Source organism: Enemella evansiae, assembly GCF_004362375.1.
GTDB lineage: Bacteria > Actinomycetota > Actinomycetes > Propionibacteriales > Propionibacteriaceae > Enemella > Enemella evansiae.
The window spans coordinates 1,091,751-1,110,243 of sequence record NZ_SNXA01000008.1; the positions used below are offsets into that span (position 1 = coordinate 1,091,751).

The 18,493-nt window shown below is 69.2% G+C and carries 25 protein-coding genes; 4 read left to right on the forward strand and 21 right to left on the reverse strand.

The features are described 5' to 3' along the window. Positions 1–125: 125 nt before the first annotated feature. The 19 genes from C8D81_RS05795 to rpmE form a co-directional block, all read right to left on the reverse strand. Positions 126–545 carry a F0F1 ATP synthase subunit epsilon gene (locus C8D81_RS05795; protein ID WP_094355378.1) on the reverse strand — a complete coding sequence of 140 codons (420 nt, stop codon included), beginning with the start codon at positions 543–545 and terminating at the stop codon, positions 126–128. A gap of 5 nt (positions 546–550) precedes the next feature. Further along, the gene (gene atpD / locus C8D81_RS05800; protein ID WP_094355379.1) at positions 551–2,008 is read right to left on the reverse strand and encodes a F0F1 ATP synthase subunit beta; all 1,458 of its coding nucleotides are present in this window, start codon (positions 2,006–2,008) and stop codon (positions 551–553) included. A 3-nt stretch (positions 2,009–2,011) separates the two neighbouring features. After that, complete coding sequence (locus C8D81_RS05805) at positions 2,012–2,923, reverse strand: F0F1 ATP synthase subunit gamma (protein WP_094355380.1); 912 nt, start codon at positions 2,921–2,923, stop codon at positions 2,012–2,014. A 6-nt stretch (positions 2,924–2,929) separates the two neighbouring features. Then, positions 2,930–4,570 carry a F0F1 ATP synthase subunit alpha gene (atpA, locus tag C8D81_RS05810; RefSeq protein ID WP_094355381.1) on the reverse strand — a complete coding sequence of 547 codons (1,641 nt, stop codon included), beginning with the start codon at positions 4,568–4,570 and terminating at the stop codon, positions 2,930–2,932. Positions 4,571–4,635: 65 nt separating this feature from the next. Beyond that, entirely contained in the window at positions 4,636–5,430 is a 795-nt protein-coding gene (locus C8D81_RS05815) for a F0F1 ATP synthase subunit delta (RefSeq protein WP_166646689.1), read from the reverse strand. An 8-nt stretch (positions 5,431–5,438) separates the two neighbouring features. Continuing rightward, positions 5,439–5,996 (reverse strand): F0F1 ATP synthase subunit B, encoded by a 558-nt coding sequence (locus tag C8D81_RS05820; protein ID WP_094428638.1) that lies wholly within the window; start codon positions 5,994–5,996, stop codon positions 5,439–5,441. A gap of 31 nt (positions 5,997–6,027) precedes the next feature. Continuing rightward, positions 6,028–6,249, reverse strand: coding sequence for an ATP synthase F0 subunit C (locus C8D81_RS05825; RefSeq protein WP_094355383.1), 222 nt, complete (start codon positions 6,247–6,249; stop codon positions 6,028–6,030). 60 nt (positions 6,250–6,309) lie between these two features. Next, positions 6,310–7,119: a F0F1 ATP synthase subunit A gene (gene atpB / locus C8D81_RS05830; RefSeq protein ID WP_094405217.1), complete on the reverse strand. Its 810-nt coding sequence runs from the start codon at positions 7,117–7,119 to the stop codon at positions 6,310–6,312. Beyond that, on the reverse strand, positions 7,116–7,421 hold the full coding sequence (locus C8D81_RS05835) for an AtpZ/AtpI family protein (RefSeq protein WP_229117773.1): 306 nt from the start codon (positions 7,419–7,421) through the stop codon (positions 7,116–7,118). Before C8D81_RS05835 ends, atpB begins: the two co-directional genes overlap by 4 nt. A gap of 53 nt (positions 7,422–7,474) precedes the next feature. Continuing rightward, a complete protein-coding gene (locus C8D81_RS05840) occupies positions 7,475–7,957 on the reverse strand; it encodes a hypothetical protein (protein ID WP_094355385.1) in 483 nt (160 codons plus the stop codon). Between the two features lie 208 nt (positions 7,958–8,165). After that, entirely contained in the window at positions 8,166–9,329 is a 1,164-nt protein-coding gene (locus C8D81_RS05845) for a glycosyltransferase family 4 protein (RefSeq protein ID WP_094355386.1), read from the reverse strand. A gap of 3 nt (positions 9,330–9,332) precedes the next feature. Beyond that, entirely contained in the window at positions 9,333–10,133 is an 801-nt protein-coding gene (locus C8D81_RS05850; protein ID WP_229119614.1) for an L-threonylcarbamoyladenylate synthase, read from the reverse strand. 34 nt (positions 10,134–10,167) lie between these two features. Next, the gene (prmC, locus tag C8D81_RS05855) at positions 10,168–11,010 is read right to left on the reverse strand and encodes a peptide chain release factor N(5)-glutamine methyltransferase (RefSeq protein ID WP_208109124.1); all 843 of its coding nucleotides are present in this window, start codon (positions 11,008–11,010) and stop codon (positions 10,168–10,170) included. Further along, positions 11,007–11,417 (reverse strand): DUF7674 family protein, encoded by a 411-nt coding sequence (locus C8D81_RS05860; RefSeq protein WP_094431840.1) that lies wholly within the window; start codon positions 11,415–11,417, stop codon positions 11,007–11,009. The genes prmC and C8D81_RS05860 overlap by 4 nt, the downstream gene beginning before the upstream one ends. A 1-nt stretch (position 11,418) precedes the next feature. After that, entirely contained in the window at positions 11,419–11,913 is a 495-nt protein-coding gene (locus C8D81_RS05865) for a WXG100-like domain-containing protein (RefSeq protein WP_094355389.1), read from the reverse strand. Then, a complete protein-coding gene (locus C8D81_RS05870) occupies positions 11,913–12,254 on the reverse strand; it encodes a hypothetical protein (protein ID WP_094355390.1) in 342 nt (113 codons plus the stop codon). Before C8D81_RS05870 ends, C8D81_RS05865 begins: the two co-directional genes overlap by 1 nt. Continuing rightward, complete coding sequence (locus C8D81_RS05875; RefSeq protein ID WP_094355391.1) at positions 12,247–12,654, reverse strand: hypothetical protein; 408 nt, start codon at positions 12,652–12,654, stop codon at positions 12,247–12,249. The genes C8D81_RS05870 and C8D81_RS05875 overlap by 8 nt, the downstream gene beginning before the upstream one ends. Before the next feature lie 18 nt (positions 12,655–12,672). Continuing rightward, a complete protein-coding gene (gene prfA / locus C8D81_RS05880; RefSeq protein WP_133625696.1) occupies positions 12,673–13,752 on the reverse strand; it encodes a peptide chain release factor 1 in 1,080 nt (359 codons plus the stop codon). A gap of 89 nt (positions 13,753–13,841) precedes the next feature. After that, on the reverse strand, positions 13,842–14,066 hold the full coding sequence (gene rpmE, locus C8D81_RS05885) for a 50S ribosomal protein L31 (protein ID WP_094355393.1): 225 nt from the start codon (positions 14,064–14,066) through the stop codon (positions 13,842–13,844). 195 nt (positions 14,067–14,261) lie between these two features. Between rpmE and aqpZ the strand changes: the two genes are divergently transcribed. Beyond that, positions 14,262–15,032 (forward strand): aquaporin Z, encoded by a 771-nt coding sequence (aqpZ, locus tag C8D81_RS05890; protein ID WP_133625697.1) that lies wholly within the window; start codon positions 14,262–14,264, stop codon positions 15,030–15,032. Here aqpZ and C8D81_RS05895 read toward each other — a convergent pair. Further along, positions 15,020–15,949, reverse strand: coding sequence for a LysR family transcriptional regulator (locus C8D81_RS05895; protein WP_208109125.1), 930 nt, complete (start codon positions 15,947–15,949; stop codon positions 15,020–15,022). The genes aqpZ and C8D81_RS05895 overlap by 13 nt on opposite strands. A gap of 64 nt (positions 15,950–16,013) precedes the next feature. Between C8D81_RS05895 and C8D81_RS05900 the strand changes: the two genes are divergently transcribed. Next, positions 16,014–16,943 (forward strand): DMT family transporter, encoded by a 930-nt coding sequence (locus tag C8D81_RS05900; RefSeq protein ID WP_166646690.1) that lies wholly within the window; start codon positions 16,014–16,016, stop codon positions 16,941–16,943. On the opposite strand, the gene C8D81_RS05905 is transcribed toward C8D81_RS05900, so the two are convergent. Beyond that, a complete protein-coding gene (locus tag C8D81_RS05905; RefSeq protein WP_094400909.1) occupies positions 16,891–17,448 on the reverse strand; it encodes a TetR/AcrR family transcriptional regulator in 558 nt (185 codons plus the stop codon). The genes C8D81_RS05900 and C8D81_RS05905 overlap by 53 nt on opposite strands. A gap of 61 nt (positions 17,449–17,509) precedes the next feature. Between C8D81_RS05905 and C8D81_RS05910 the strand changes: the two genes are divergently transcribed. Both C8D81_RS05910 and C8D81_RS05915 read left to right on the forward strand, forming a co-directional pair. Next, a complete protein-coding gene (locus C8D81_RS05910; protein WP_094460049.1) occupies positions 17,510–18,010 on the forward strand; it encodes a hypothetical protein in 501 nt (166 codons plus the stop codon). Positions 18,011–18,014: 4 nt separating this feature from the next. Further along, positions 18,015–18,467 carry a DUF3806 domain-containing protein gene (locus tag C8D81_RS05915; protein WP_094428553.1) on the forward strand — a complete coding sequence of 151 codons (453 nt, stop codon included), beginning with the start codon at positions 18,015–18,017 and terminating at the stop codon, positions 18,465–18,467. Positions 18,468–18,493: the final 26 nt, after the last annotated feature.

Here is an 18,493-nt window from a genome sequence, read left to right on the forward strand (position 1 = left end):
AACCGTCTCACCGGTCGCCGAACGATCCGGCCAGCCACCGATCGATCCGGTCCGACCCCACACACGCGACAGGGCCGCCGCACCCGGGTGGGTACGGCGGCCCTGTCGGCCGGCTGGTTCGATGCTCAGCCGAGGGTGTTGCTGCCCTGTCGCTTCTGGGCGGCCTTCAGCTGGCCGGCCGCGCGCAGGTAGTGGCGGCGGGTCTCCTCGGAGTCGTCACCCTCGTCCATCTTGCGATTGGCGTCGGCGAGTTCCTTCTCGGCCTGGTCGAGGGAGATCTCCTCGCCCAGCTTGGCGTACTCGCTGAGGATCGAGACCCGGTTGTGGTCGACCGAGATGAAGCCGCCGTCGACGGCCACGATCTCCCGCTCCCCGTGGGTGGCGAAGATCACCACCGCGCTGGGCACCAGCACGCCCAGCATCGGCGAGTGGTTGGGCAGGATGCCGGTGTCGCCCTCGCTGGTCCGGGCGATCACCTGGTCGGCCTCACCGGACCAGACCTCGCGGTCCGCGGCGACGACCTTGACCTGCAGGGTGTCGGCCATCCGGATCAGCCCTCCTTCTGCATCTTGTCCCAGTTCTCCATCACCATGTCCATGCCACCGACGTTGAAGAAGGCCTGCTCGGCGATGTGGTCCACGTCGCCGTTGCAGATCATCTGGAAGCCCTCGATGGTGTCCTCCAGCGGCACGGTGGAACCGGGCACGTTGGTGAACTTCTCGGCCATGTAGGTGTTCTGCGACAGGAACTGCTGGATCCGGCGGGCCCGGTTGACGACGATCTTGTCCTCTTCGGAGAGCTCGTCGACACCCAGGATCGCGATGATGTCCTGGAGTTCCTTGTTGCGCTGCAGGATCTGCTTGACCTGCACCGCGGTGTCGTAGTGGGTCTGACCGATGTACTGCGGGTCCAGGATCCGCGAGGACGAGGTCAGCGGGTCCACCGCCGGGTAGAGACCACGCGAGGCGATCTCTCGGGAGAGCTCGGTGGTCGCGTCCAGGTGGGCGAAGGTGGTCGCCGGGGCCGGGTCGGTGTAGTCGTCGGCGGGCACGTAGATGGCCTGCATCGAGGTGATCGAGTGACCCCGGACCGAGGTGATCCGCTCCTGCAGCTGGCCCATCTCGTCGGCCAGGTTGGGCTGGTAACCCACCGCGGACGGCATCCGGCCCAGCAGGGTGGACACCTCCGAACCGGCCTGGGTGAACCGGAAGATGTTGTCGATGAACAGCAGCACGTCCTGGTTCTGCACATCGCGGAAGTACTCCGCCATGGTCAGCGCGGACAGCGCCACCCGCAGCCGGGTGCCCGGCGGCTCGTCCATCTGGCCGAAGACCAGGGCGGTGTCCTTGAACACCCCGGCCTCTTCCATCTCGTTGATCAGGTCGTTGCCCTCACGGGTCCGCTCCCCCACACCGGCGAACACCGAGGTGCCACCGAAGTTGTGCGCGATGCGGTAGATCATCTCCTGGATGAGCACGGTCTTGCCCACGCCGGCGCCGCCGAACAGGCCGATCTTGCCGCCCTGCACGTACGGGGTCAGCAGGTCGAGCACCTTGATGCCGGTGTTCAACATCTCGGTCTTCGACTCGAGCGCGTCGAACTTCGGCGGCTCGCGGTGGATCGGCCAGCGCTCGTCGATCTGCAGGGTGGCCGGGTCGGCATTCAGCACATCGCCGGTGGCGTTCCAGACGTGGCCCTTGGTGACATCACCGACGGGCACGGTGATCGGGGCGCCGGAGTCGCGCACCTCCTGGCCGCGGCGCAGGCCGTCGGTCGGCTTCAGCGAGATGGCGCGGACGATGTTGTCGCCCACGTGCAGCTCGACCTCGAGCACCATGGTGCGCTTCTCGCCGTCGGTCTCCACATCGACGTGCAGCGCGTTCATGATGTCGGGCATCTGGTCCGGCGGGAACTCGACATCGACGACCGGGCCGATCACTCGCGCGATCCGACCGATCTGGATGTCCTTGCCCTCGGTGCTGTTGGCATCGTTGACGGTGGCGGTCATCTCTCACTCACTCTCTGCTGTCGCGTCGGCCAGCGCGTTCACGCCACCCACGATCTCACTGATTTCCTGGGTGATCTGCGCCTGGCGGGCCTGGTTCGCCTCACGGGTCAGACGTTCGATCAGTTGCTCGGCGTTGTCGGTCGCCGACTTCATCGCACGCTGCTTGCTCGCCAGCTCGGAGGCCGCGGCCTGCAACAGGCAGAACTGGATCCGGCTGGCCACATAGAGCGGCAGCAGCTCGTCCAGCACCGTCTCGGCGTCCGGTTCGAAGTCGTAGAGCGGGAAGGTGTCCTCATCCTCCACCGGCTCCGCGGCCTCGACGACCTCCAGCGGCAGCAACCGGATCACGGTCGGCTGCTGGGTGATCATCGAGACGAACCGCGTGAAGACGATGTGGATCTCATCCACCCCGCCCTCGCTGGTCGGGGTCAGGAACTTCCCGATCAGCGCGTCGGCGATCTCCCGGGCATTGGCATAGGTCGGGGAATCGGAGAACCCGTCCCAGGTCTGCTCCACGTAGCGGTTGCGGAACTGGTAGAAGCCGATGCCCTTGCGTCCGCAGAGGTAGGGCACGACCTCCTTGCCCTCACCGTGCAGCAGCTCGGTCAGCTGCTCGCCCTGCTTGATCACCGAGGAGCTGTACGCCCCCGCGAGACCGCGGTCGGAGGTGATCAGCAGCACCGCGGCCCGGGAGGGGTTCTCCTTCTCGGTGGTCAGCGGATGGTCCACGTTCGAGAACGTGGCCACCGCCGACACCGCCCGGGTCAGCTCGCGGGCGTACGGGGCCGCCGCATTGGCCCGCTGCTGGGCCTTGACGATCCGGGACGCCGCGATGAGCTCCATCGCGCGGGTGATCTTCTTGGTCGTGGAGACCGAGTTCCTCCGCGACCGCAGCTCACGAAGACTGGCTGGCATCTGGTATCAGCCCCGCTTCTGCTTGACGATCTGCTCCTGATCGACCTCATCCGACTCCAGCGCCTCGTGCTCCTCGCGACCGGCCTTCAGCATCTTGCCGTCCGAGGTCTGGAAGCCCTGCTTGAACTTGTCGATCTCGGTGCCGAGCGCGTTCGCGGTGTCGTCGTCGAACTTGTTGGTCTCACCGAGGGTGGTCAGGATGTTGGTGTTGTGCCGCAGGTGATCGAGCAGCTCCTGCTCGAAGCGCAGCACGTCGTCCACCGGCACGTCGTCGAAGTAGCCGTTGGTACCGGCCCACACGCTGACGACCTGGTCGGCCACCGGGTACGGGTGGTACTGGCCCTGACGCAGCAGCTCGGTGAGCCGGGCACCGCGATCGAGCTGGCGCCGGGAGGCGGCGTCCAGGTCGGAGGCGAACATCGCGAACGCCTGCATGTCGCGGTACTGCGCCAGGTTGATCTTCAGGGTGCCGGCCACGGTCTTCATCGCCTTCACCTGGGCGGCGCCACCGACGCGGGACACCGAGATGCCCACGTCCACGGCGGGCCGCTGGTTGGCGTTGAACAGGTCGGACTGCAGGAAGATCTGGCCGTCGGTGATCGAGATGACGTTGGTCGGGATGAACGCCGACACGTCGTTGGCCTTGGTCTCGATGATCGGCAGACCGGTCATCGAGCCGGCGCCCAGCTCGTCGGAGAGTTTGGCGCAACGCTCCAGCAGACGGGAGTGGAGGTAGAACACGTCACCGGGGTACGCCTCACGGCCCGGCGGGCGGCGCAGCAGCAGCGACATCGCCCGGTACGCCTCGGCCTGCTTGGTCAGGTCGTCGAAGACGATCAGCACGTGCTTGCCCTGGTACATCCAGTGCTGGCCGATCGAGGAACCCGAGTAGGGCGCGAGGTACTTGAAGCCGGCCGGCGCGGACGCCGGGGCGTGCACGATGGTGGTGTAGTCCATCGCACCGGCCTCTTCGAGGACACCCTTCACCTCGGCGACGGTGGAGCCCTTCTGGCCGACCGCGACGTAGATGCAGCGCACCTGCTTGGTCGGGTCACCGGACTCCCAGTTCGCCTTCTGGTTGATGATGGTGTCCAGCGCGATCGCGGTCTTGCCGGTCTTGCGGTCACCGATGATCAGCTGCCGCTGGCCGCGGCCGATCGGGATCATCGCGTCGATCGCCTTGATACCGGTCTGCAGCGGCTGGCGGACCTCCTGGCGATCCATCACGCCGGCGGCCTGCAGCTCCAGCTGCCGGCGGCCGTCGATCGGGGTGATCTCGCCGAGACCGTCGATCGGGTTGCCGATCGCATCCACGACGCGGCCGAGGAAGCCGTCGCCGACGGGCACCGAGAGCACCTCGCCGGTGCCCTTGACCTTGGAGCCCTCCTCGATGCCCTCGGAGTTGCCGAGCACCACGACGCCGATCTCGCGGACGTCGAGGTTCAGCGCGATACCCATCACGCCGTTCTCGAACTCCAGCAGCTCGTTGGCCATGCAGGACGGCAGGCCCTCGACCCGGGCGATGCCGTCACCGGAGGTGACCACGGTGCCGACCTCTTCGCGCGAGGAGGTCTCCGGCGTGTAGTCCTGGACGAAGGAGTCCAGCGCGTTCCGGATCTCCTCCGGACGAATTGTGAGTTCCGCCATCGTTGCGTCCCTGCTCTCGTTTCCCAGTTGCGTTGGTCTAGTTGTTGTTGGGGGCGTACGCCGGCTCAGCCGAGCCTGCGCCGCGCCTGATCGAGCTTGCCGGCCACGGTGCCCTCGATGACCTCGTCACCGAGCTGGACCCGCACGCCGCCGAGGACCTGGGGGTCCACGATGACCTGCAGATCGACCTCGCGGCCCACCTGCCGGCTGAGCGCCGCGCGCAGCCGTTCGTGCTGCTCGCTGCTCAGCGGCTGGGCCACGTGCACGGTGGCGATGCCGCGGTTGCGCAGCGCCGCCGCCTGGCCCAGGTAGTCCTCGATCGTGTTGCCGTAGTTGCCGCTGCGGGAACCGACCGCACGCCGGGCCAGCACCAGGGTGGCCTCGTTGACGCGGCCGTCCAGCAGCCGGGTGACCAGCGTCTCGCGCCGCGCCGCCGGCACGCTGCGATTGCCGAGCGTCTCCACCAGTCCCGGGTCACCGGACACGGTGCGGGCGAAGCGGAACAGCTCGTCCTCGGTGTCGTCGAGCTGCCCGGCGGCCTGGGCCGCCCGCAGTTCGGCGCGTACGCCCAGTCGCTCGAGCGCCGCGGCGAAGGATCGCCCGCCGCCCCAGCGCAGGGCCGCGGTCTCCTCGACCAGACGCACCGCCTGGTCGGAGACCTTGCCCGTGAGCAGCTGCCGGGCCAGCCCCTTGCGCTGGTCGACCGACAGTCCGGGGTCGGTGAGGCCGCGACGCAGACCGGGCTGCGCCTCCACCGCATCGACCACCGCGAACAGCTCACCGGCCAGCGTCGAGTTGGGCTCCTGGGCGTCCAGGACGCGATCCAGGGAACCCAGCCGGGCCTCCTCGGCAGAGCTCACGGGGGCGCTCACAGCGACCCCGTCCCCTGGCCCGCGGAATCCCGGTTCGGCTGCGACTCGAGGTCGGCGATGAAGCGGTCGATCGTGCGCCGGGCCCGCTCATCGTCATCGAGGGACTCCCCGACGATCCGACCGGCCAGGGTGGTGGCCAGGCCGCCCACCTCGGTACGCAGCTGGTTCACCACCTGGGTACGCTCCGCCTCGATCTGGGCGGTGGCGTTGGCCACGATCCGAGCGGACTCGGACTCGGCCTGTTCACGCATCTCGGCCTTGATCCGGGCGCCCTCGTTCTTGGCGTCCTCCCGGATCCGGGCGGCCTCCTGGCGCGCCTCGGCGAGCTGCTCCTGGTACTGGCGCAGCGCGGCCTCGGCCTCCTCCTGCGCCTTCTCGGCCTTCTCCATCCCGCCCTGGATGGCCGTTGCACGCTCGGCGTACATCTTCTCGAAGGCGGGCACCACCTTCGCCCGCAGCACCAGGTAGATGAGGATCATGAGAATGATACCCATGATCACCTCGGAGAGGTGGGCCGGCGCGAGCGGGCCGAGGTTGATTGCCATCGGCACCATCATCGTCGTCCTTTCGACAGCCTCGGTGGGATCAGTTGATGACGAAGGCGAAGGCGAGCGCCAGGATGAACAGGGCCTCGACGATGGCCATGCCGATCCAGGCGGTGCCCATCATGGCGCCACGGGCCTCGGGCTGACGGGCGGTGCCCTGGATGACGGAGGCGAAGATCAGGCCTACGCCGATACCGGAGCCGATGGCCGCCAGGCCGGCGCCGATCATGTTCACCGAGCCGGCGATTTCCATGGGGGTCATGTGGGTTTCCTTTCGGATTTCCGTTTTATTGGACGGTCTTTGTGGTGGTCAGGTGGGCGGTCAGTGTTCCTCGGCGAGCGAGGAGGCGACGTACTGAGCGGTCAGCACGGTGAAGATGTAGGCCTGCAGGGTCGCGACCAGCAGCTCGAGGGCGAAGATCGCGAAGCTGAACACCAGCGACACCCCGCCGGCGAACTTGTAGAACAGGCCCTGGGACTCGGTCAGCAGGTAGGTGCCGCCGACGACGAACACCAGCACCACCAGGTGGCCGGCGAACATGTTGCCGAAGAGTCGCAGACCGAGGGTGACCGGGCGGACGATGAAGTTCGACAGCAGCTCGATCGGGGTGATCAGGATGTAGAGCGGGGCCGGGACGCCGGCCGGGAAGAGGCTGTTCTTGAAGTACTTCCCGCCGTGCCGGGCGATGCCGGCGGCGTTGTAGATGATCCAGCTGAGGATGGCCAGACCCCAGGCGTACCCGACATTGGAGAAGGTCGGGAACATGAACAGCGGGAAGACCCCGAAGACGTTGTTCACCCAGATGAAGGAGAACAGCCCGAGCAGGTAGGGCAGGTAGCGCCGGAAATCGTGACCCAGCGCATCGCGGGCGACCCCGTTGCGGATGAAGTCGTAGATGTACTCCCAGAAGAACTGGCGCTTGCTGGGCAGCACGGTGAGCTTGCGGGAGGCGAGCAGCCAGACCACGATCACCAGCACCGCAGCGATCACGGCCATCACGAAGGGCTTGTTCAGCCACGCCGGGGCGGAGTCCCACCAGCCGGGCAGACCGTTGAATCTGAAGTCCTCGAGGCTCGGCGGCTTGTAGCCCCCGCCGCCTTCGAGCGGGAGCAGCGGCGTGGACGGGTTCACCGGCGTTCCTTCCCAGTGGTAGTGGACTTTCCGTCCGTCGCAGTCTCGGACTGCTCGTGCGACATCCGGCGAATCACGATGTAGACACCCAGTCCGGCGCCGAGCACCAGACCGATCGGCATCAAGAAGCTTGTCTGCAACCAGCGGTCCAACAACCACCCGAGCCCGCCGTAGCAGAGCAGTCCGGCGATCAGGTAGGACAGCACCCGCATGGCCTCGTTCTGACCCCGGGCATCGGCGGCCCGATCGGCCGAGGAGCGCGCCTGCGGCTCGCGATCGTCGCGTGCGGTGGCCAAGGTCACCGATCCCTCCTGCTGGTTCCGCAGCGGAACATTATCAGTCCGTACGCCGATGGTCACTTCGCCTCACCCCCACTGGGGTCTGATGAGTCGGGCGCCTGGGTCGGCTCATCGAAGTAGGGCACGCGGAGCCGGTGCAGGGCGTACGCCTCGGCCGCCAGCCACCCGGTGACGGTCAGCGCGGCGCTGACCACCAGCGGCACCCGGGCCAGGCTGGCCGGGTCGCTGGCCAGGTTGAACCAGGCGTACAGCACGAAGAGCATCAACCCGACGCGGAAGCCGAAGGAGGCCAGCGTGGCGGCCAGCACGGTACGGGTGTCGGCGGCGGCGAAGCGGACCTGGACGGCCTGCCCGATCACCTGGAAGACGATCACCAGTGCGGCGCCGAAGAGGGCGGCGAACAGGCCCCGCTTCCCCATCGCGACGGCCGAGACGCCGATCGCGAGCAGGGCGGCGGCGTGGGCGCCGAGCAGACCGGCGAAGAGCAGGGTACGGGCACGCTGGATCGCGATGACACCACCGCCGTGGGAGGCACCCACGGAGGAGGCTGGCCCAGGGGGCACGGCACCGGTCACAGTCGTCATCGTCCCGCACATCTCGAGGTCATTCCACCCCGGCGGGGCCCGCCGGAGGATTGCTTGTGAAACTTAGCACAAACGGTCGGGGTGCTGCGACACGGCACACTCCTCCACCGTCCCGACCCCGGAGGTCGGGGTTCTACCAGGTGGTCAGGCGCGGCGGGGTGCCTCAGACGGGCGGGGTCTCCTGGACGCGGGCCTCGGCCTCGCGTTCGGCCTGCCGGGTCGCCACCGAGGAACCGGGGGTGCCGCCGGGGGCGCCGAGCGTGAAATAAGTCACCACACCGATCAGCCCGACGACGATGGCGACGATCTCCCAGCGCGGGGTGATGCCGATCGCGATCACGCCGAAGGAGATCAGCGCGGTCCAGACATACATCAGCAGCACCGCGCGCCGGTGTGAGTGCCCGCGCTCCAGCAACCGGTGGTGCAGGTGTTGCTTGTCCGCCACCCAGAACCACCTGCCGGCGTACGTCCGCCTGATGAAGGCCAGCAGGAAATCCAGGAACGGCAGCGCCAGGATCGCCAGCGGCAGGATCAGCGGCAGGTAGGCCGCCATCAACCCCGACCCCTCGGCCTGCAGCTTGGCGGAGTCGATCTGGCCGGTCAGCGAGATCGTGGTGGTGGCCAGCATCAACCCGAGCAGCATCGCCCCGGAGTCACCCATGAACATCCGCGCCGGGAAGTAATTGTGCGGCAGGAAGCCGATGCAGATGCCGGCGATCGCGATGCTCAACAGGCTGGCGGTCTGCGCCCGCGGCAGTGCCTGGGTGTAGACCAGCTGATAGGAGTAGGTGAAGAAGGCCATCGCCCCGATCGCGACGACTCCGGCGGCCAGCCCGTCGAGCCCGTCGACGTAGTTGACCGCATTGGTGCAGAGCACGATGAAGAACACCGTGATCGCGATGGATTCCGAATCGCCCAGCGAGATGATCGTGTTCGGCAGCGGGATCCAGAGCATCTTCACGCCCTGGGCGACGACCAGGCCGGCGGCGAGCACCTGCCCGGCGAGCTTGGCGATCGCATTCAGCTCGAACAGGTCGTCGAGGACACCGACGATCGAGATCACCACCGCGGCCAGCAGGATCGCCCGGAAATCGTGCTGGATCAAGACATTGCGGCCGAGGAACGGCAGATGGGTGGACAGCACGTAGGCCGCACCCACGCCGAGCAGCATCGCGACCCCGCCGAAATACGGGATCGGGATCGCGTGCACATCGCGGTCCCGGACCTTGGCGACCGCCCCGGTGCGCAGCGCGACGCGACGCGCCAACCCGCTGAGCAGGTAGGTCGTCGCCGCCGTCACCAGCAGCACCAGGAGATATTCGCGCATCGCTCAGCCGGCCCCGTTGCTCTCGTTCTCGTTCTCGGCGATCGGCCCGGGGGCGGGCTCGGGCTCGACCTCGGGACCGGCGGAGGCCGGTGCCGGTGCCCGGTCGTCGAGATAGGGCACGGTACGCCGCAGCTCGTCGATGCTCAGCGCGCCGTGGCGGACCACCGCCCCGTAGTCGGAGCGGGTGAAGTCGACGATGGTGGACGACTCGGCACCGCGGGTCGGCCCGTCGTCGAGGTAGACCGCGACCCGGTCGCCGAGCTGGTCGGCGGCGACCTCGGCATCGGTGGCGGCGGGCCGGCCGGTGCGGTTGGCACTGGAGACCGCCAGCGGGCCGGTGGCCCGGAGCAGCTCCCGGGCCAGCTCGTGGTCGGGTACCCGGACCGCGATGGTGCCACGGGTCTCCCCCAGGTCCATCTGCAGCGACGGCTGGGCCTGCAGGATGATCGTCAACGGACCCGGCCAGTGCTGCTCGGCGAGCCGCTTGGCCGGCTCGGGGATGTCCCGGCCGAGCGCCATCATCACCGACGGCTCGGCGATCAGCACCGGTGGCGGCATGTCGCGGCCCCGGCCCTTGGCGTCCAACAGCCGCTGCACCGCGCTGGCGGAGAAGGAGTTGGCGCCGATGCCATAGACGGTGTCGGTCGGCAGCACCACGCACTCCCCCGCCTCCACGGCTCGCCGGGCCGCGTCGATGCCGGCGGCGCGCTGGTCGGGCTCGCGGCAGTCGAAGCGCTGGTAGCTCGGTGCGTCATCGGGCGCGGCGGCGCCGATGGGCTCGTTCTCGGGTTCCTCCTCGGTCACGGCGTCAATCCTGCCACCTCGGCGGCCCCGCCACTCACCGGCGACGCGCGGTGACGAAGCGCGGCCGGTCGGTCAGGTCGCGGTGATCGCGGACCTGATCGAACCCGCCATGGGCGAGGAACACCTCCGCGGCGCTGCGCTGCTGCACCTCGGCGTGCTCGGCGCAGACCAGCCCGCCGGGCCGCAACAGTCGGGCGGCGACGTCGGTGAGCACCCGGATCGCGTCCAGCCCGTCGGTGCCGGAGAAGAGGGCGAGTTCGGGATCGTGGTCACGGACCTCGGCCGGTACGCCCTCCCAGGCGGTGAGCGGGATGTAGGGCGGGTTGCAGATCACCAGGTCGACGGTGCCGTCCAGATCGCCGAAGGCGTCGGCCATGTCACCCTGGCGCAGGTCGACCCCGGTGCCGGTGAGGTTGCGCGCCGCCCAGGCGTACGCCTCCTCGGAGAGTTCGACCGCGTGCAGCTCGGTCTCCGGCGCCTCGGCGTGCAGGGCCAGGGAGATCGCCCCGGACCCGGTGCAGGGTTCGACGACCCGCGGCCGCTCGGCGCCGGCGGCGCGCAGTTCGGCGAGCCGGTCGAGCGCCCAGCCGGTCATCACCTCGGTCTCCGGGCGGGGTACGAACACGCCCGGGCCGACCGCCAGGCGTACCGTCCGGAAATGCGCCTCGCCGGTGAGGTGCTGCAGCGGCGTACCGGCCGCCCGCTCGTGAATCAACTCGTCGAACAGTGCCTGCTGGTCGGGGGTCGGATCGTCGGCGAGCACCAGCCGCGTCGTGGGTACGCCGAGCACGTGCGCCAGCAGGGTCCGCGCCTCGGCGTCGGCCGACGGCCCGGGCAGCCGACCGGCCGCCGCCCGGATCAGCTCCGGGATCCTCACAGCAGTTCGTCGCAGAGCGCGGCCAACAGTGGCGGAGCGATCCGCCGCACCTCTGCCGCGTACGTTTCGCCGCCGAGGCTCTCCACGAACCCGACCGAGATCAGGTTGTCCGATTCGGCGGGATGGTCCCGCAGTTCCTGCTCCAACGCGTCGAGTACCGGCCTGGCTCGGCCGGGATGCCCCTCCGAAACCTGCTCACCCACCCAATCGGCCACCTCGGCAAGGACGACCGTCGGAAGGATCTCGCCGTAGTAATCGACGTGTCGACCCAGCAGGCGACGAATCGGCTCGGCGCTGGCCAACCGGTCGATCACCCTCACGTCCTGTGGATCGACTTCATCCGGTACGGGCTCGTTGAGCCACGATCGGGGGCCGATGAAGCCCATCCCCGCCTTCCCGAGCTTCATCTCAAGCGAGCAACTTCTCGATGGTGAAGTTGATCGCGAACTGGATGGCCCGGCCGGCGATGATCTTGGCGACCGGGATCCAGGCCAGGGAGGCGCCGGCGGTCGGTACGGCGGCGGCGATGGCGGAGGCGATCTGGATGGCCAGGGCGACCAGCTGCACCACCACGACGATCTTCAGCGCGATCACCAGGGCGCCGATCACGAACAGGCAGCCGCCGATGATCCCGGCCGCGGAGCCGAGATCGGTGACGACCTGCATCACGTTGTCCTGGCTCTCGTAGAACTGCTTCTTGAACGCCTCCATGCCGGCGTCGCGGTTCTCCAGCAGCGCGGTCCGGGCGCCCTCGTCGGCGCCGCCGCGCGGGCCCTGCACCTCGTTGCAGAACGAGACCCAGCGCCCACCCCAGTCGAACATCTTGTCCTCGTTGACCTCGGGCCATTCGAAGCCGAGCAGGTTCAGCAGATGCGAGACCTCACCCGGGAGCATCACCGCCATCAGACGGCCCTCGTCCCGCCACCACTCGAGGTGGAGTTGGCGATCTGGCTGTTGTCCTGCTCGCCCTGATCGTAGATGTCGGCGGCCAGGTTCATCTTCTCGCCGAAGTCCTTGTAGGACCCGGCCGAGCTCTGCACGGTCTCGGTGACCCGTTCCAGCACGGCCTGGTAGATCATCTGGGCGATCGGGCCGACGGTGTCATTGCCCGGGCCGAAGACCGACATGTCGCTGCACTCGTTGAGCAGGTTCTGGAACTTCTGCTCCAGGTCGGCGCCGGCGTCGCTGACGCCCTTGCCGCCGGCACGCAGCTGCGCGGTGTTGTAGTTGAGCTGGTCAGCCATTGCGCTTCACCTGGTTCAGGGCGTCGAACAGGGATTCGGTGTAGGCCTTCATCGCGCGCAGGCTGTCGTTCTGCAGCTGCCGGGTGGAGGTCATCAGCGACCCGAAGTCGGTGGTCTCGGTCTCGGTCAGCGCGGCGGTGATCTTCTCCGCGTAGTCGGCGAGCGCCGCGTTCACCGCGGTGGTCACGTGTTCGGCCAGGTCGGCGTTGCTGAGCCGCATGGCGAGGGGCTGGATCTCCAGGTCGGTCACCTTGCCGGCGCGTACCTTGACGCTGATCCGGTCGTCGTAGGCGGCGGCCTCGCCCTCGACCTCGGGCAGCTCACCCAGCTCGGGCGAGGTGGCGGCCTGATCGACGGTGTCGTTGAGCCGGGACAACACGTCCTCGAAGTCAGCGGTCATGGCAGCGAGGGTATCGGCTCAGGGGTTCTGCCCGGCGGCCTGCAACCGGGCGGAAAGATCCGCTTCCTGCAGGGCTGCGACGACCCCGGACAGGTCGCCGGCGAGCACCTGGTCGAGGTTGTAGGCCTTGTAGCCGATCCGGTGGTCGGCGATCCGGTTCTCGGGGAAGTTGTAGGTGCGGATCCGCTCCGAGCGGTCGACGGTACGCACCTGCGAGGCGCGGGCGGTGGACGCCTCGGCGGCGGCCTGTTCCTCGGCGACGGCGGCGAGCCGGGCGCGCAGCACCCGCATCGCCTGCTGCTTGTTCTGCAGCTGGGAGCGTTCGTTCTGGCAGGAGACGACGGTGCCGGTGGGCAGGTGGGTGATCCGGACCGCGGAGTCGGTGGTGTTGACACCCTGGCCGCCCTTGCCGGAAGAGCGGAAGACGTCGATGCGCAGGTCCTTCTCGTCGATCTCGACGTCGGTCTCCTCGACCTCGGGCATCACCAGGACACCGGCCGCGGAGGTGTGGATGCGGCCCTGGGTCTCGGTCACCGGGACCCGCTGCACCCGGTGCACCCCGCCCTCGAACTTCAACACCCCGTAGGGCAGGTTGTCCGGGTCGGCGTCACCGCGGGCCTTCACCGCGACGGTGACCGATTTGAACCCGCCCAGGTCGGTCTCCTGGGAGTCGAGCACCTCGAGGTTCCAACCGCGGGTCTCGGCATAGCGGGTGTACATCCGCAGCAGGTCGCCGGCGAACAGCGCCGATTCCTCCCCGCCCTCACCGGACTTGATCTCCAGCAGCGCATCGGCGGAGTCGTTGGGGTCGCGGGGGGCGAGCAACCGGGTGAGCCGTTCGGTCACCTCGCTCAGGCGTACGCCGAGGGTGTCGGCCTCCGCGGCGAAACCGGGGTCCTCGGCGGCGAGCTCCTGGGCGGCGGCCAGGTCGTCGGTGATCCGGGCGTGTTCGTCGAGGGCCTTCACCACCGGCATCAGCTCGGCGTAACGGCGGCCGGTACGCCGGGCGCGCACCGGGTCGGCGTGCACCTCGGGGTCGGCCAGGGCACGCTCCAACTCGGCGTACTCGGCCCGCAACGGCTCCGCCGACTCGAACACCCGATCTCCGTTCCTGCTCCGACCTGCTGACCAACGACGAGGCGCCGGGTCCGGACCACTGTCCGACCCCGGCGCCCGCGATGAAGAAGTTACTTCTTCTTGTTCGCACCGGCCTTGGCGTAGCGCTTCTCGAACCGGGCGACGCGGCCGCCGGTGTCGAGGATCTTCTGCTTGCCGGTGTAGAACGGGTGGCAGTTGGAGCACACCTCGGCGCGGATCACGCCGCCCTCGGCGGTGCTGTTGGTGACGAAGGTGTTGCCACAGGTGCAGGTCACCCGGGTCTCACCGTAGTTGGGATGGATCCCACTCTTCATGTTCTCTCCTTGGTCTTGTGTGTCCGGGTCCCCGATCGGAGATGTGGGGTGAACCGGACCGACTCGCTATTGTGCCCCAACGCCGACGCAGGTCCAAATGTTCCCGGCCACAGGCCGTAGGCTGTGCAGCGCTCCACGGGTCAACGACGACCACCCCGACGGACTTTCCCCTCACTCCCGACCTCGGAGGTCTCCATGAAGAACCCAACTCTCGGCAAACGCCTGGCAGCCGAATTCCTCGGCACGTTCTGGCTCGTCTTCGGCGGCTGCGGCTCGGCGATCTTCGCCGCCGTGGCGATGGGCAAGACCGGTGACGGTCAGCCCTTCCAGGTCGGCATCGGTTACGTCGGCGTCGCGCTGGCGTTCGGCCTCACCGTGCTCACCATGGCGTACGCCGTCGGTCACGTCTCCGGCGGTCACTTCAACCCCGCGGTCAGCATCGGTACCGCGATCGCTGGGCGTACCCCGTGGAAGGACGTGCTGCCCTACATCGTCACCCAGGTGATCGCCGGTCTGGTGGCGGGTGCGGTGCTGCTGCTGATCGCCTCCGGCAAGCCCGGCTTCAGCGCCACCGGCAACATGGCTGCCAACGGGTACGGCGCGAACTCCCCCGACGGCTACAGCCTGGTCGCCGCGCTGGTGATCGAGATCGTGCTGACGATGTTCTTCCTGTTCGTGATCCTCGGCGCGACCGACGCGCGGGCCCCGAAGGGCTTCGGGCCGATCGCCATCGGTCTGGCGCTGACGCTGATCCACCTGATCTCGATCCCGGTCACCAACACCTCGGTGAACCCGGCCCGCTCCACCGCGGTCGCGTTCTTCAACGGCGCGGGTGCGCCGGGTCAGCTCTGGCTGTTCTGGGTCGCGCCGATCGTCGGCGCCGCGCTCGCCGGCGTGCTCTACAAGGCGCTGCTCGGCTCCGGTGCCGATACCTCCGACCGGGTCGAGGAGGGTCAGGCCGCCTGAGTCACGCTCTCGCGGCAGGCCTCGATGCAGGCGCGGATCGCCGGGGTGGCCCGGTCGGTGACGTGGGCGACCACCAGCCGCCGGGTGACCCGGGTCCGGCAGGGCCGGAAGGCGATCCCCACCGGGGCGGTCCGGCGGGCCAGCTCGGGTACCAGGGAGACCGCGTGCCCGGCGGCCACCAGGGCGAGCTGACTGGTGTAGTCGGTGAGCTGATGGCGTACGCCCGGCTCCGCGCCGGCGTCCCGGACGGCCTGCACCAGCGCCTCGTAGGCGTCGGTACCGGCCGGGCAGGCGGTCCACGGGTCCTCGGCCAGCTCGGCGAGCGGGACCTCGTCGCGGCCGGCCAGCGGGTGGGCTTCGGGGAGCGCGACGAAGACCTCCTCGTCGCTGATCACTTCCCCGCCGATCCGGGCCGGCAGGTTCAGCGGCCGCGAACTCCAGGACTCGATCACCAGCAGGTCCAGTTCGCCGGTGCGCAGCTTCGGGATCATGTGCACGCCCTCGCCGTCGAAGAGCTGGGGTTGCAGCCCGGGGTGCCGCTCGGCGAGCCGGGTCAGCGCCTCGGGGACGATCCCGCGGATGACGCTGCCGACCGCGCCGAGGCGTACCGGCCCGATCGCCTCACCGTCCAGCTCGGCGAGCGCGCGGACCGCCGCCTGCACCGCCTCCGCGGCCGTGCGCGCGTGCCCGGCGAGCATCCGGCCGGCGGCGGTGAGCCGGATGCCGCGGCCGTCGGGCTCGACCAGCCGGGTCCGGCACTCGCGTTCCAGTTTGCGGAGCTGCTGGGAGACCGCGGGTGCGGTGACGTGCAGCGCCGCGGCGGCGGCCGCCACCGATCCGTGCTCGGCGAGCGCGTCCAGCACCCGTAACCGGTCCCAGGTGAGCCTTTCCCGGGCGGCCAGCAATTCTTCACTCACGCTTAGCACTCTAGGTCAGCAATACGAACTGGTGCTATGGGTTGGTTCGGCTCAGACTGGACCGGTGACCACGACGAGCGAGCAGACCCGGACCGGGAGCACGACCGCCCCGACCCTGGCGGTCCTGCTCGGCGTGCTCTGCCTCTCGGTCTCGCCGATCCTGGTCGGCCTGGCACCCGGCATCCCGGCGGCCACCGTGGCCACCCTGCGCTGCGCGCTGGCGCTCATCCCGCTGGTACCGCTGGCCTGGCTGGAGGTACGCCGCCGCGGGGCGTTCGACCGCCGGGCGCGCTGGATCGCGATCATCGGCGGGGTCTTCCTGGGCGCGGACTACGTCGCCTGGGCGCAGGCCGTGCACGATTCCGGCGCCGGGGTGACCACGGTGCTGATCAACGTCCAGGTGGTGGTGCTGCCCCTGCTGGCGCTGCTGCTGGACAAGGAGCCGGTGCGACACCGCTTCTGGGTGGCGCTGCCGCTGATGCTGGCCGGCGTCGGACTGGTCGGCCTGGGCGGCGGCTCAGGTTCGGTGAGCGTGCGCGGGGTGCTGCTCGGGTTGTTCTCCGGGATCACCTACGGCGTCTACATGTACGCACTGCGGCGGGCCGGTGCGTACGCACCGCACACCGTGACGCCGGTGGCCTGGGCGACCGCGGGCGCCGCCGGGACCGCCGGGGCGTACGCGGTGCTCAGTGGGGCGAGCTTCCGCCTGGAACCGGCCGGTTGGGGACTGATGGTCGCGCTGGCGCTGCTCGGCCAGACCGCACCGTGGTTGCTGATCGGCCGTGCCGCGCGGCGCCTGGAACCGGCCGTCGCCGGGTCGCTGATGCTCGCCCAGCCGGTGCTGGCGGTGCTCCTCGGGGTGCTGGTGCTCGGTGAGCGGGTCGGCCCGGTGCAGTTGCTCGGCTGCCTGGTGACGGTGATCAGCATCGGGATCGTCACCCTCAGGGCGCCCCGAGCACGGCGACGACCTCATCGATCAGCTCCTCGGCGGTGACCGCACCCGGCTCGGGATAGCCGAGCTGCAGGCTGCCCAGATAGGTGGCGTACGCCACCCGCGCCCGCGCCCGGGCCCGAGCCGCCGGCAACCCGGTCGCGGCGAACAGTTCCTCCAGATAACCCACCCGCGCCCGCCGGACCCGCTCCACCACCGGGGCGACCAGCCGATGATCGGCGGCGGCCAGGACGGCTCGTTCGGTGCGCCCGTCCGCATCGGCCGAACTGAGTCCGAAGGCGTTGCGCACCAGCTTCCGCAGCCGGTCGGCGGGTTCGCGGGCCTCGACGTCGGTGATCACCCCGGCCGTGTGCTCCCGCTCCCAGGCCTCGAGCATCGCCTGCAGCAACTCGTCGCGGGAGCCGAAGTGCCAGTAGAAGCTGCCCTTGGTGGTGCCGAGCCGGGCGGCGAGCGGCTCCACCGCGACCCGGTTGAACCCCTCCTCGGCGCAGAGCGCGAGTGCACCGGCGATCCAGTCGGTGCGGGAGAGACGAGTGCGCGAGGTCACGTTGTCAGGTTACCGTACGCCGCCGTATGGTCATTCCATACGCAACCGTATGGAGGCCATCATGGGCACGCGTCACACCACCCGGACCGACACCGGGATCAGCAACGTCCATCAGCGCACCGTGCCGGGAGACCTGGCCCGCTCCCGCGCCCTGTTGGCCACCCTGGCCACGCCCGGTGATCGGGTCTGGCCGAAGGATCGCTGGCCGCGGATCTGGTTCGGCGACCAGGGCCCGGTTCCCGGCGCCGACGGCGGCCACGGCCCGATCCGGTACCGGGTCGTCGAGGTGACCCCGGATCGGATGGGATTCCGGTTCACGAAGGATCTGACCGGCGATCACCGCCTGGAACTGACCGAGGAGCCCGACGGCCGGGTTCGCTGGACGCACACGATCAACCTGGTCCGTCCGAACCTGCTGCTGCGCCACGGCATCGTGCCGCTGCACGACGCCTGCCTGGAGGATCTGCTCGACCAGGTCGAGGCGGAGCTGAGCGACCGCCCGCTGACCCGCCCGGACTTCGGCGTCGGCGTACGCCTGCGGCTGGCGCTCGTGCGAGGATGACCACATGGTGGAACCGGGGACGTCCAACCAGCAGATCAGCGAACTCGATGACGGCCAACGGGATTGGCTGGATCAGTTGCTCGCGACCGCGGCCGAGCAGGGCATCGACACCGATGTCGACCGGTTGGCCGCCTTCTTCGAGGAATATCGCAGCGAGTGGTTCGCGATGCCGGACGCCGAGCGTCCGGATCCGAACCCGCTGATCACGGTCTGCGGTGCGGCGATGGGCCGGCTGCTCGCCGACGAACTGCGGCTGCGTTGGGTGGTGCTGCACGACGACCTCGGTACCGACCTGGCCCTGGTCGACATCGACCCGCAGCCGATGCAGGCCACCTTCTTCCCGCTGGAGCTGGTCGGTCGCCGCTGGACCGACGACGAACCCGACGACCTGGCCCCGATCTTCCACACCCTGGCCGGTCAGGTCCGCGAGATGCGCGCCAACCCGCACCAGCCCTGACGTCCATCGAGTAGCGCCCCCGGCGC